12 protein-coding genes are annotated in these 13,546 nt (G+C 45.0%); 6 read left to right on the top strand and 6 right to left on the bottom strand.

What is annotated here, in order from left to right:
* Positions 1-24: 24 nt before the first annotated feature.
* The 3 genes from G8759_RS24895 to G8759_RS24885 form a co-directional block, all read right to left on the bottom strand.
* Positions 25-1,278, bottom strand: a complete 1,254-nt coding sequence (locus G8759_RS24895; RefSeq protein WP_167214240.1) for a FecR family protein — start codon at positions 1,276-1,278, stop codon at positions 25-27.
* 192 nt (positions 1,279-1,470) lie between these two features.
* Positions 1,471-2,040, bottom strand: coding sequence for an RNA polymerase sigma-70 factor (locus G8759_RS24890; protein ID WP_167214237.1), 570 nt, complete (start codon positions 2,038-2,040; stop codon positions 1,471-1,473).
* Between the two features lie 340 nt (positions 2,041-2,380).
* Positions 2,381-4,927 carry a galactose oxidase gene (locus G8759_RS24885; protein WP_167214233.1) on the bottom strand — a complete coding sequence of 849 codons (2,547 nt, stop codon included), beginning with the start codon at positions 4,925-4,927 and terminating at the stop codon, positions 2,381-2,383.
* A gap of 541 nt (positions 4,928-5,468) precedes the next feature.
* Here G8759_RS24885 and G8759_RS24880 point away from each other — a divergent pair.
* The 4 genes from G8759_RS24880 to G8759_RS24865 all read left to right on the top strand — a co-directional run bounded on the left by G8759_RS24880 (position 5,469) and on the right by G8759_RS24865 (position 9,291).
* Positions 5,469-6,284 carry a helix-turn-helix transcriptional regulator gene (locus tag G8759_RS24880; protein ID WP_167214230.1) on the top strand — a complete coding sequence of 272 codons (816 nt, stop codon included), beginning with the start codon at positions 5,469-5,471 and terminating at the stop codon, positions 6,282-6,284.
* Positions 6,285-6,348: 64 nt separating this feature from the next.
* A complete protein-coding gene (locus G8759_RS24875) occupies positions 6,349-7,221 on the top strand; it encodes a Rossmann-fold NAD(P)-binding domain-containing protein (RefSeq protein ID WP_232073930.1) in 873 nt (290 codons plus the stop codon).
* A gap of 13 nt (positions 7,222-7,234) precedes the next feature.
* Positions 7,235-7,759, top strand: a complete 525-nt coding sequence (locus tag G8759_RS24870; protein ID WP_167214227.1) for an anthrone oxygenase family protein — start codon at positions 7,235-7,237, stop codon at positions 7,757-7,759.
* Between the two features lie 143 nt (positions 7,760-7,902).
* Positions 7,903-9,291, top strand: coding sequence for a glycoside hydrolase family 140 protein (locus G8759_RS24865; RefSeq protein WP_167214224.1), 1,389 nt, complete (start codon positions 7,903-7,905; stop codon positions 9,289-9,291).
* 63 nt (positions 9,292-9,354) lie between these two features.
* Here the strand turns inward: G8759_RS24865 and G8759_RS24860 are convergent, their stop codons facing one another.
* Both G8759_RS24860 and G8759_RS24855 read right to left on the bottom strand, forming a co-directional pair.
* Entirely contained in the window at positions 9,355-9,885 is a 531-nt protein-coding gene (locus G8759_RS24860) for a hypothetical protein (protein ID WP_167214221.1), read from the bottom strand.
* Positions 9,886-10,087: 202 nt separating this feature from the next.
* Positions 10,088-11,044, bottom strand: coding sequence for an alpha/beta fold hydrolase (locus G8759_RS24855; protein WP_167214218.1), 957 nt, complete (start codon positions 11,042-11,044; stop codon positions 10,088-10,090).
* A 452-nt stretch (positions 11,045-11,496) separates the two neighbouring features.
* On the opposite strand from G8759_RS24855, the gene G8759_RS24850 reads away from it, so the two are divergent.
* On the top strand, positions 11,497-12,102 hold the full coding sequence (locus G8759_RS24850) for a T9SS type A sorting domain-containing protein (RefSeq protein WP_167214215.1): 606 nt from the start codon (positions 11,497-11,499) through the stop codon (positions 12,100-12,102).
* Positions 12,103-12,592: 490 nt separating this feature from the next.
* A complete protein-coding gene (locus tag G8759_RS36220) occupies positions 12,593-12,721 on the top strand; it encodes a hypothetical protein (RefSeq protein ID WP_262890619.1) in 129 nt (42 codons plus the stop codon).
* Between the two features lie 130 nt (positions 12,722-12,851).
* Here the strand turns inward: G8759_RS36220 and G8759_RS24845 are convergent, their stop codons facing one another.
* Complete coding sequence (locus G8759_RS24845; RefSeq protein ID WP_167214212.1) at positions 12,852-13,307, bottom strand: DUF2147 domain-containing protein; 456 nt, start codon at positions 13,305-13,307, stop codon at positions 12,852-12,854.
* Positions 13,308-13,546: the final 239 nt, after the last annotated feature.

The raw sequence follows: 13,546 nt of genomic DNA, 5'->3' as shown, positions 1-13,546 counted from the left end.
CTTGCCCAGACTGGCCAATGTCGATCAGGATTTAACCGTGATTTTGCGTCCGTCCAGTTTAAAGTTTACACCACTTAATTGCAGAATCTGAAAAATTTGAGACAGAGGCACATCTCTGGAAATTTTACCTCTGAACTTTTTGTCTGGTAATTTTCCCTGAAAAGCCACCTCTACATCGTACCAGCGGGCTATCTGGCGCATAATCGTCGGTAAATCAGTGTCTTTAAATTGAAATTGCCCATTCTTCCAGGCCACTGCTTCTTCCAGATCGGCGTGGTCAATTCGATTAAGTCTGGGTCTCTTGCCTGATGCCAGCTGTGACTGTTCGCCTGGTTTTAGAATTATGGCCGATGCGCTTCCCTCGCTGACCGTTTTTGAAACATTACGCTGTGTTTTGATGACTTTTACCTTTCCTTCGAGCAGCGTGGTTTTTATACTGCTCTCATCAGCATAGCTATTGATGTTAAAGTGGGTGCCTAATACCTCCACAACCTGTCCGGCCGAACGCACCCGAAACGGTATGGCTTCGCTAGAGCCACTGGTAACGTGTGTTATTTCAAAATAGGCCTCCCCATTTAACGCAACCGTTCGTTCTCGACCCCGAAACGTGGTCGGGTATTTCAGTGACGAAGCAGCATTTAACCATACTTTGCTACCGTCTGGGAGAATCACCCGGAATTTTCCTCCGCGTGGAGTCGTAATTGTATTATAGGATAGATCCGGTTTTTCGTCGGGAGAGGATTCCGCCGACTTAGAACCATCGTAAACGATCTGACCGTCAGCGGTTTTGGTGATGACCATATCATCCTGTCTCGCAATTTCGCCATTCGTTGCATCGTCCAGCACTATTTGTGATGCATCGTCCAGGGTTAATATTGCCTTACTTCCTCCGGGCAGAATGTCGGATTGTTGGGCAACCTGCCTGGCAGGCTTTGACCGGAAGGTTACCTGATAAACAAATACGCCCGATACAATAATCACCAGGGCTGCCACGACAAGCCTGGTGAAACGATTACCTATATACGTAATTCGCCTGGATTTAGTAAATCCCGTTTCATTGGCTACTCTTTCCCAGGCTTCTTCTTTGCCTGATGACGCAAACTGGTCGAACTCGTTGTTGAGACTCTCTTTTTCGGTCAGCTTTTCGAATAGCGCCCGGTTGTGATCGCTTTGGGCAACCCAATCATCCAACTCCGCTTTTTCCTGACTGGTTAGTTCGCCTTTAAGGTGCTTCGCAATCAGGTCCCCTTGTCTGAAATAGCCGTTATAGTCTTCCATAATGCTGCATTACACCATAGAGACACGCGAAGGAGGAAATAGGATAAAGGGGAGATAAATTTTAAGGAAATATTTTTTTGGATCAAGAAAAAATCAATAAAATCATAGTATAATGATCTGATTTTCAGAGCTAATTAAAATGAATGACTAAGGCTGAATTTTAATTATTTTTTCTCAGCGCTCCTGTTTGCTCTAAAAAGAAGCCGTGTCCAGGAGGAGCACCACGCCGAATAGTTCTGGCGAAAGGCTTACTTTTAGCAATTCAAGTGCCCGGTATTTTTGCTTTTTGATGGTATTAATCGAAATGCCTAATTCATCGGCTATCTCCTGGTTCTTCTTTCCTTCCAGATAGCTCATTACCGAAACGACGCGGTAGTTTTCTGGTAAAGCGTCGATGGCTGCGTGAAGTTCAGCGATGACTTCAGAGGAAATGATCGCATCCATAATGCTGTGCTCCTCGGGCTCGTCCGTTCCCTGTTGCAGGAGGTAATCATCGACTACCTTACTGTGGCGTATGACATTAAGGCTGGCATGGCGAACGGTACTGTATAGATAGTTTTTTACAGCTACTTTATTGGCGAGGACGTAGTCTCTTTCCTGCCAATACTTGATAAATGCATCCTGTGCAATGTCTTGAGCCTGGGCCTGGTCTCGAACTAATTGAAGGGAAAAATAGACAAGGCGATCATAGAATTCTTTAAACAGGGCATCCAACGCCAACTCCTCCGGCTTTTCTTCCGGATTATTGATCATTGAATACATTTTCCTGATAACACCCATCTTAAGAAGGATTCATATTTAAGAATGACTTGGTTGACAAAGACAATCAGCACAATCTGTTGCTTCTATTCACGCAACCACAAAAACTGAAAGAGTTTTAGGTATTCTGTTTAACCATTGCCTCCATGCCAAAATTGATCAGCTGGAAGAATTAGACAAAATGAGTATTTTTCTAGATTAATCTGGCGCAAATTAAATAAGCTCCTCTTAAAAAAATCTTAATAAATGCTTAATTTGGAAGTAAATCGAGAGATTATAGGAAAAAAAGACGAAAACTGGCAATAAGCTTACAGAAATAGGCCTTGAGACGGAAGTAGATAGCCTAGTCCATAAATGCCGAAAAAGACTGTTTATAGTCTTCGCCATAAATGATCTTATAGTCTCGGGTGAACTTTTCGAAGGCATTCTTGGCTAATGTATGCTTTCCCATTAATGCCAGTGATTTGCATTTCAGGATAATGGCATCTTCATTGACGGGGTCGTAGTAAAAAATGAAATTGGTCAGCTGAATCAGAAACTCAGGATCGTCATTGATACTCAGTTTGTCCGCATATTGAAGAAACGTGTTGATGATGTTATTTGAAATATCCGCCTTGAAATCGTCCAGCCAATAATATTCAGTATTCAGTAAAAAAGGCCCCCGTTTGGTGATTTCTTCCAGTTCAATAATCGTTTGTTTCGTAAGCGTTGCTTTATTGTTGATGATGGCCATATAGCGCTCATAATCAACGTAAATCTGGCTAGAATCAAACGAAACGTTCCAATAGCCCGACTCCTTTGAGAGCGAGCAGGCTCCCACTTTTTCGAGTATACTCCTCAACTTGGCAATGTTGACCGATCGGTTGTTGCTCGCATCCCGGCCTGACTTGTCGGGCCACAGTATTTCATTGAGTTTTTCAGAAGGCACTCCCCGTTGCTTGCCAATATTATTTAACGCCAGCAGCAGAAAAAGCTCCTTAAGCAGGGGCGTAAACAATTTAGTGATATCGGAACCCGTATGATCAAATACCTGAAAATTACCAAAGAGAAAGACACTGGCTCTGAAAACGGGCTTGTCAACGAAATCGCTGGCTGGCGAAGGTTCGTCAACAGGCACTCCTCTGGCTGATGATTGCTCGGACAGCAAATTTGTGTGAGGCTCCCTTGATTCGAGCTGTCGACGCCGACGGGCATAGATGACTATAATGCCTCCTGTTATGAGACCAGCCAGAATCCAGAGCCAATACGTCTTGAAGGGTTGCTTTTCCGCAGAAGGGGTAGGTTCCAGAGCATTCGGGGGAAATGAAATCGTATAGAGTTTTACATCTGTAGTATTTTTTATCGCAGCAGTATTCTTTTCATTTCGGTAAAGTGTGACTGCAACTAACTGATGGCTGGTCGGGCAATAATACAGGTCTGAGTAGGAATGCGTGTCGTGAAACTGATACGGAATGGAGGTGCCTGCCAGCTCATAGACCGGTTTCGATAATGATCCACGAATGAGTTGAAGGTGTGATTTGAATTGTTGATTGGGGAAGATGAGCCCGTAGAAAAGGTTTGATTTTGAATCAATAATCAGTGAGTTGGCAAACGCAAAGTCAGCTTTCGGAACGGGAAGCTCATAAAGCTTTCGGAATGTGTTTTCCTTAACTACATATTCCAGGAGGTCGTAAGCGCTTTTGGGGTTAAGCATTTGCTCACCCGTCAGGCTACCATACCCACCAATCAGATAGGCAGTATCAGCTCTGGGTGTTGTGCCTAATGCCGCCAAATAACGGGGAGTATAAATAGTCCCTTTGGTTGGGATCGTTTCCCACTTTTTGGATGCAAAGCGATACCGATGAATGCTGTTTTTATAGGTCAACTGGCCGTATCCGCCCAGTATGTACAAGTCCGAACCAGAACCCGCAATGAACTTATTGGCCTGCCAGTACTCGGTTGCAATCGTATATTTAGGGGTAAGGGTCTCACTTTTCCAGCTTCGGGAAACGAAATCGAAGGCAGCTATGGATTTTTGATCTACGTAATAATTATAGAGTTTGTTGGTAGCTGGATTGAAAATGGCCTGATTGCCCGGCAAAAAGCTCGGAGGGGAGTTTTTTTGAGGCAACGCTTCCCCCTGACGACTCCGGACAGCGTATCTATATAGGATGTCGGAGCCGATTACATGTACTGTTTCAGAAGCAGGATCAAACGCTACACAGGCGCTGCCATTTACCGTAAATTGTTTGGCTAATTTCCACTCATTATGCAGCGATTTGATCCAGATGGGATTTTTAACGGAAGCCTTTTTTTCCGCGAGTTCATCGATTGCAATAGTGCCTTTCAACTCGTTTAATGGCCAATGATACATCCGTTTGCCATCTTCCGACAATGTGATGTCTTTCAAATTCATGGGGGGTAAATCTTTGGATTTAAAATTCCTGAATTCATTACCCCCGAAAAAAATTGTAAAGCAATCGCCTTCGCCGAACGGAACCTGATCGCTGATAACCAGCTTGTTGTTGATGTAGACGAGTAATTTGCTATTCTTTAAATCGATCTGTATTCTGAACTGATTCCAATGGTCGAACAATTGAGCCGAATCAATCTTTATAACGGATTTAGAAAATCGCTCACCAATAATAATTTTAAAACTCTTCGATTTTTGTTCGTACAGTAAGTCAAGGTTTTGCTTTTCATTCTGGATGATTCTGAAAATGTACCCAAAATAGGTTGTATAGCTTGAGGCCAGCGATAAGTCAAACGTAATGTCAACCGTTCCGTTGAGGCATAAAGGCTTTTCTGGCGTAAGGTTCAGCGACGTACGATTATCCTGTATTTCTTCCTGCCCTGCAAAACGCAGCCCATACGATTGGGCTTTGAGGGTAATGGAAGCTATACAGAGCATAGTTATCGTATAAAAGCATAAGCGAAGTAGTATGCCGTAGTTTGATATAGTAAATCCAAATACCATTTTAGTTGTCAAGCCTTGACCGATCAGCAGGATACGGTAATCTACTCATTGCGTATGGCTTACTGCCTGTTCTGCAAGGTTAGGTTATTGGGGCTAATAATTTACCGAACGCTACTTATCTGACAAAACAGTAATTCATTTCGCTCTTGTGAGCAGAATTGGGGTAAATTAACAAGAAAACAGCAAAGGATTGAACAAAATGATTGATATGAATGCCAATAGTTAAGTACTTGCTATACGCTAAATAGCTTTACACTGTAATCGAAGAGAAGGCCATCGTATGTCGGCCAGAATGCCTGAATTTAAAATGGATTCGGCCTATTCGTAAAACTAGGTTATAGCATATGAGTTGAGGCAACTATAGGAGTCGATTTCTGGTCTTTAGGAAAGCATTGCCAGTCAAGTGGGTGTAGGCCACCAGAGCTGGGTTCCTGAAATTCAGGAATTGACCTTGGGGTCATGACCGATAAACGTGATGATATACGAACAGATACCACCACCCGACTATCTTAAAAATTATGTCCGTTATTTTTGGCGCCTGGAAAGTTTACCGACCGATACTGAGCCCAAAACTTTTAAGACGATTGTCGATGGATCGCCCGGTCTGATGTTGCAGCATGCCGGTAACGGAACACTCTATCAGTTTGACAAGCAATTGCCCGACATTTTCCTGTATGGGCAATCCACGTTGCCTACAGAAATCTCCTCCACCGACGCGTTCAGGACAATTGGGGTCTATTTTTACCCGAATGCGCTGAAATCTATTTTCGGCCTCGATGCCCATGAATTGACCGACTCCTGCGTTGATTTACGTTTCCTGACTAAAAAAGAGGCTATTTTTTTGTCAGATAATGTGTTACCTGTCTCCTCAACAGCCGACCAGATTGATTGGCTGTCTGCCTATTTATGGCGACTGATCGAGCAAAATAAAACGCAACAGGATACCATAATGGGTTATGCACTAGCCCAGATAGCCCATTCAAAAGGCACTATTTCCCTGAAAGAATTACAGGAGAAGCTGAATGTTACAGAAAGAAGTTTTGAACGAAAATTCAGGCAGTGGGTCGGCCTTTCGCCTAAATTATATGCCCGAATCTGCCGTTTCCAGGCATCATTAGACCAGATGAGGAATAATGACTATGAAAAACTTTCTGACATAGCATTTGACAATGGCTATGCCGATCATTCTCATTTTATCAGGACTTTTAAGGAATTTGCCGGATTCTCACCGGATCAATTCCGAAAACAATCGAATGAGGTTGCTGAGAATTTCCCTGAACTGATTAAATAGCCGCCTGTCGGTTTTGTTCTATTTCACCGGTTGCCGCCATCGTAGTTTTGATCCGAAAACTCAAATGAAATTCGCAGAAACGGAACGAAAAATGAACAACACACAGGGAAGTACAGAGAAGAAAATCCTGATTTTAGGAGGAACCGGTAAAACAGGAAGCAGGGTTGCGCATCGGCTCACGCAACGCAATTGGCCAATTCGAATCGGGTCGCGTTCGGGAGAGCCCGCATTCGATTGGCTGGATCAGGCGACGTGGGAGTCAGCGCTTCAGGATATTCATACCGTTTATATCACATTTCAACCCGATCTGGCTGTGCCTGGCGCAGCAGAAAGCATTCGTTCGTTTACCGAAACTGCCGTAAAAAGCGGCACGCAGAAATTAGTCCTATTGTCGGGCCGGGGCGAGGAAGAAGCGGAGGAATGCGAGCAGGTTGTAATGAATTCCGAGGCTGAGTGGACGATTCTGCGAGCGAGCTGGTTTTGCCAGAATTTTAGCGAAGGCTACCTGTTGGACCCGATTCTGGGCGGGTATATGGCGCTTCCGGTCAGAAACATTGGCGAACCGTTCATTGATGCAGACGACATTGCCGACGTTGCTGTTACCGTATTGACCGAGGCCGGGCATACGAATCAACTTTATGAATTGACTGGGCCACGCCTGCTGACGTTCGAGGAGGCTATTCGGGAAATCGCTACTGCTACGGGCCAACCGATTCAGTACGAGCAGATTTCTGACGAAGCATATGTTGCTGCACTCACAGAATATGGTGTGCCAAACGAGTATATAACGTTACTGACTTATTTATTTTCCGAAGTCATGGATGGCCGGAACGCCACAGTAGCCAATGGGGTAGAACAGGTTCTGGGCAGGAAGCCAACCGATTTCGCCGAATTTATTCATAAAACAGTCGCCAGTGGTATCTGGGCCACTCATTAGATTCTATTCGCTTATGCCAACCTTACAAACGATCACCCTTGCCAGTGCCGCAACAACGACTGCCCTGATGGGTGGCCTTTTTTACGCGTATTCCTGCTCGGTCAATCCCGGACTGGGTCGTTTATCCGATGTCGCGTATCTGTCTGCCATGCAGTCCATTAATCGGGCTATATTGAATCCAGTCTTTTTTATTGGCTTTATGGGAGCGGCCATTCTGTTACCACTCAGTACCTGGAGTCATTATCATCAGCCTGTTTCAGGTCGTTTCTGGCTATTGCTGGGTGCTACCTTTGTGTATCTGATCGGTACGTTCGGCGTAACTATTTTAGGCAACGTTCCGCTGAATGATGCACTGGATGCGTTCTCTATACAAACCGCTTCGGCTGAAGAGATTACGGCGCAACGAGCCAGGTTTGAAGCACCCTGGAACAGGCTGCATGCGATCCGGACAGTGGCCGCCGTTCTCGCTGTTATTCTGGTTATCATTGCCTGCCTTACTGACCGGGAAACAACCAGTGCAGCTACTGATTTAAATTGATCCTGTCGCTTTATTCGTCTGAGTCGTCCCCATCTTGAAAGCCTTCTTCTGGTTTTCTGAAGAAAAGCTTATTTTGCTGGCTGAAATCTATGGGCAGTGTTTAGATTCATTGTCAATAGAAAATTAGCCCTTGTTACCTCTTTATGAAAAAACTCCTCACTCTGGCCGGATTGCTGTTGATGCAAGGGCTGCTTCTGGCGCAACAGCCGTTTACCAATGGTCGACTGAAAGTATCCGACAATAAACGATACCTGGTTCACCAGAACGGAACGCCATTTTTCTGGCTTGGCGATACCGCCTGGGAGTTATTTCACCGACTCAACCGCGAAGAGGCCGATCAATACCTCAAACGGCGGGCCGAACAGGGATTTACAGTCGTCCAGGCCGTAGCGCTTGCTGAGTTCGATGGGCTTAAGGAACAGAATCCTTACGGTGAAGTACCGCTTATCAACAACGATCCGGCAACGCCCAACGAAGCCTATTTCAAGCACGTCGATTACATTGTCGATAAGGCGGCCCAGTATGGTATCGTCATTGGGTTTCTGCCGACCTGGGGGGATAAAGTATTCAAAAACTCCTGGGGCCAGGGGCCGGAAATTTTCAATCAGGGCAATGCTCTGGTATATGGTCGCTACATTGGTAATCGCTACAAAAACCGCGACAATATCGTCTGGATTTTGGGTGGTGACCGCAATCCGCGTGATGGCTCGCAGGATGTTGCTATCTGGCGGGCAATGGCCGATGGTATTCAGGAGGGCGTTGGTGGAACCGATAAAGCGCTAATCACCTACCATCCCCAGCCGAATGGTATGGAAGGGGGGGCGTCGAAATGGTTTCAAAATGAGCCGTGGTTTGACTTTAATATGCACCAGAATGGTCATTGCCGCTTTACACCCATGTATGACCACATCACGGTGTCGTATAACAGCCAGCCAACCAAGCCCACTATGGACGCGGAACCGATTTATGAGGACCATCCGGTTTGTTTCAATGCGAAAGATCTGGGTACGTCCAATGCCTATGATGTCCGCTTATATGCTTACCTGGACCTGTTTGCCGGTGCACATGGGCATACCTATGGCTGCCACGATATCTGGCAGATGTACAGTGCCAAACGGCCTGCGGTTAATAATCCGCATATTTTCTGGCAGGAGGCTCTTGATCTGCCCGGCGCGAACCAGATGTCGCACGTTAAACGCTTGCTAACGGCCCGTCCGTTGCTCGACCGGGTTCCCGATCAATCGCTGATTGTAGAAAATGACCTTGGCGCTGCCGAACGGATTCAGGCTACAAGAGGGAACGATTATGCGTTTGTTTATACCGCTATCGGAAAGCCGTTTACCGTCAATCCCGGCAAAATTTCAGGCAAAACTATCAAGGCAACCTGGTTTGATCCGCGCACGGGCAAAACCCAGCCTGCCGGTACGTTCGATAACCAGAAGCCGCAACAATTCGCTCCTCCATCAAAGGGTTATGGACAAGACTGGGTGCTTGTGCTGGATGATACGGCCAGGAATTACACGGCTTTATAAATCTAATCAAATTGCACCGCCGGTGTTGAGGCAACCTGATGCCGGGCTGCCAATGCTTGTGCGTTATTTTACTTTAACTATTTCGCCAAAGTAGTTCATATACACGGTGTAGTCCATTGTCTTCTTACTGCCGGGTTCCTTCAGTCGCATAGTCAGGGTTATGTATTTCTGTCCATTGAAGGTTGGCTTGTAGAAGGCATTTTGCAGGATAGCTTTCTGAATGGGTTCGTCGATTTTGGTGAAATACAGTAAGTCATCTTTTAGTAAGGTCCGTTTAAAAACGCGACTCCCCGACTTTTTTGTAGCCAATACCGTAACGCTGTTATTAAAATAACACCCCTGAGCAGTTGGCATGGTGCTGGTATCCTGATCTAGTGTCAGCGTAACTTTTATCGATTTCGCCGACTCCTGATACTCGTTCGATTTGCCTAATTTGTCTTTCTCGATGATCGACAGGCAATTCTGAGGTTTAGGAGCCGGTGTTGATTCGGTTGCCGCAGTAGAGGAGGGTGAGGCTTCATCCTGTTTTTTTTCGGTCCGCCCACAGGCGGTTAGCAGACTGACGGCTAAAAGTGTTACGTAAGCGTTTTTCATGCTGTAAATTTCGCATTTATCCCGTTTCTGAACATGCTTATCGTCATTTCCTTTTTCATAAGGACAGCTATGGAGGGTTGGTTTACCAAAATAAGATTATCGTTTTGATCCGTGCCACGGTTTAAAATCGTGGCACGGATCAAAACGATAATCTTAACTAAATAAAATCATGGGTGTTAATACGCCCTAGTACAGCCAAGTCTTATTTCAGGAAACTCAATACTGCCTTTTTGAAAGCATCGATAGCCTGAACATGCGGGATGTGACCCACATCTGGGAGTTCCAGTAATTGACTGCCCGGTATTTGTTTTTGTGTACGTTTGCCCAATTCCGGATATTGGCCATGCTGGTTGACCAGCGCTTTGGGCACGCGAGCCTTACCAACAATAGTACGGTCGGCCTGACCGATGATCAGGAGGGTCGGAAGGTTAATCCGGTTGAATTCATAGCACACGGGTTGCTCGTATATCATCTGGTAGGTCAACGCATTTACCCAGGCAATTTGCTTGAATCGCGGATCAGTTAGAGCCGCAGCCTGTGCCCGTACCCATTCTTCATAAGCAGGTTTCCATTCAGGAGAGTAACTCTGCTGATACTTTTTATAGGATTCATACGTAGCTGCTAACTCTCCTTTATATAAACTGTCAATAGGCGAATAGGGAACAAAGGCCCGGTAATCCTCCAGTCCAATCGGGTTTTCCAGAATTAGCTTACTGACGCGGTCTGGATAGAGTAGGGTAAAACGTGTTGCCAGCATACCGCCCATAGAGTGAGCGATAACAATGGCTTTGTCAATTTTTAGTGAATCAAGTAATTGTTTGTTGTTGGCTGCCAGCGCGTGAAAACTATAATGCAGATCTGGGTAGTCCGATTTGCCCCAGCCAACCTGATCCGGTACAATGACCCGATAGCCTGATTTACTCAGAAAATCGATAACATCCCGCCAATAAGTACCCGAAAAGTTTTTGCCGTGAAAAAGAATGGCTGTTTCTGCGGTCGACTTGCCAGCTGGGGCCACATCCATATAGGCCATTCGTATGATTTTTTGCTCCTGTCGTATTGATATATACTTCACAGGATACGGATAGGAAATACTCTGGGCAAAAACGGGAATTGTGCTGATCCAAAACAGAAGCACACAATAGAAATGATTTTCCATAACGATTTATTCTGACTGGTGAGCGGGAGGTTTTCGAACAATCCCTTGCCTTCCTTCTATCGTTTACAACGGCAAAATGGCATTGTTGGTTAATTGATAAATAACGGCCCGAAATCGATTTGCAGCCGTGCCTAACCGTTGCGCCACTCATTTCTAAGGATGATGAGTACACGCCAGATTTTACGGGTTTCTAGAGTGAATTGTACTTTTTGTATGAAAATTAGTCCTGATAAAACGGATAGTCCTAAAAATTAGAATTATTAGAAAAATACAAATCATGAGCAATTTAAAGGGACTTGTTGTACTTTTCTAATAATTAGCCTATTTTGCCCATAATGAATTGACTTTTTAAAAGAATTTTGCCTTTAAAGGGCCTTCCTAGCCGCTGGCCTATTGCATTAGATAGGCCGATTATAGCACCTTTGTCACGGAAAAATATAAATTAAAGTCCAATGAAACAGTTCCGTTTATCAATTGCTGTACTACTTTCAGTATGGGGTCTGGCTGGCATGGGAGATGCTAAAGCCGACAATGGTTTGGTCGTAAACGGGGTCAATGTTGAGAAGTCCGAGCAAAAGAAAGTGCGTTTATATACCCAAACGACAGAGCCTGTTGACGTGTCCATCATCGATGCCGACGGCAACCTGCTCTATCGTGGAATTGTTTCCAAGAGCCAAAAGGGAGTTACTTCATTCAACCTGAACAGACTGCCCGACGGTCAGTATTTTGTAACAGCCACCAACGATACGTACTGGATGTCGCAAGTATTGACGATTAAAGGAAACTCGGTAATCATCGATGAAAGCAACCAGAAACAACTGGTGCAGCCTACCGTATCGTCTTACGGCAAGAATAAGTTTGAAGTCAATCTGCCTGCCAAGAATGTAGAAGAAGCGAATGTCGCTATCTACGATGCGCAGAACGTTCTGGTTCAAACCGATTCGTTCAAAGGTTCAGTTCGTCGGTTCGATCTGTCGTCTCTGCCCGATGGTGCTTACACGTTTATCGTAGGCCCGGATCAGAAGCAATTTGCAACGCGCATTGACATTAAGCACTAAGCCTCTGGCCAGTGCATGTCGATAGCCTCAGGGTTTATTGACTTATAGATTCTCAACTTATGCGATAAGATTTTTCGGACAAGTCTGGTCGCACCCCAATTCACCGCTGCGTTTTCACAAACGCAGCGGTTTTTTTATGGATAGACCTTGATTATACGCGTATTTTTCTGCTGAAAAGGAGTACGAGGTTGAATAACAGGCAATAAAAGTAGATCATCGTATACGCAGAGGGGCTGTTTTTTTTCTACTAATTCTGTTTTGGGTTTTTCTTTAGGGTTGCAATCCCTACCTTTACAGGGTCAAAAATGGGTAAAACCCCGACGGCTTGCCGTTGAGGTTTAGCTCTTAGCCCAGCTGGTCCGAACAGCTGGGCTTTTTTATGCCCTGAACCCAAATCGATTCATATTGTCCATTCAACATCGAATCCTGTTCTGGCGGCTCGACTGAGGGGTGTTTATTCACAAATGAATCGGCAAAGGACGGCCAAACCATGTTGACCGTAACACAGGGTGATTATTCAACCGTGGCCGATGGCGAGAACAGATACAACGATACCATCAACGACAAAGGATGGAGTTCCGTTTTGACCGAATTTAAAAATTTAGTGGAAGTCTGCTAAAAGGTAGTCTCACGTAAATGAGCGCAAAAAAGAGCTGATAACCGCGGAGATAGGGCTGTTTAAATTTCTGCGGTTATTAGCTTTTCCGAAAGTCTCTTCGAGAAACGGGTTAGTGTATTGTTGGTTTTTCTTACTTCACACGAGTCCAGGTTTTGGTTTTCCCTAAAAACGGTATGCCCATTATATAACCATGTAGATCCAGTGAATTTGGGTCTTTGAGGGTTAAATCACAGCTGTAAGTCTTTCCATCTTCCGGATTATAAATCTGGCCATCGCTCCAGACATTATTGCCTTTATAACTCAGATTGGTCACCATGACCAGATTAAGCAGTGGTCGATTTCGTAGTTTTTCGTCCGGATTCTGGCTATCCAATTTCGGCTTATTGGTAGCCGGATCAGTCGGTTCGGCCATCCATACCAGTCGGCCATAATATTTATTGCCCTGCTTATAAATCTGAACCTGATTTTTCTTTCTGGAGCTAAGCCATTTTCCAACCAGGAGGTCGGCATCATCGGATTGGGGAGCATAGGCCGATAACGTCAGCAAAAGCATTAGGACTAAAGCGGTTAAGCGATATGCGTTCATAGAATGATAGGTAGTCAGTTTTGTTGTATAAACTCAAATAGGGGAGGTGTAGTCAATTATTCGATCCTAAAGTAGTTCGACAAAATAACCGACGCCCCTCCTGGACGTAATACCTCACTGATTAGAGTAGGTAACTACCGAAAAGATTAAACTGATTTTATTCGTTTATGGAAAAGAATACTTATTTACCTGTTCAGTTCATCCCCGGCTATCGACGGTTGATACGGGATTCTTCACAA

Origin of the sequence: Spirosoma aureum (assembly GCF_011604685.1) — a bacterium.
Classification (GTDB): Bacteria; Bacteroidota; Bacteroidia; order Cytophagales; family Spirosomataceae; genus Spirosoma; species Spirosoma aureum.
This window is presented reverse-complemented; position numbering and strand designations above follow the sequence as displayed.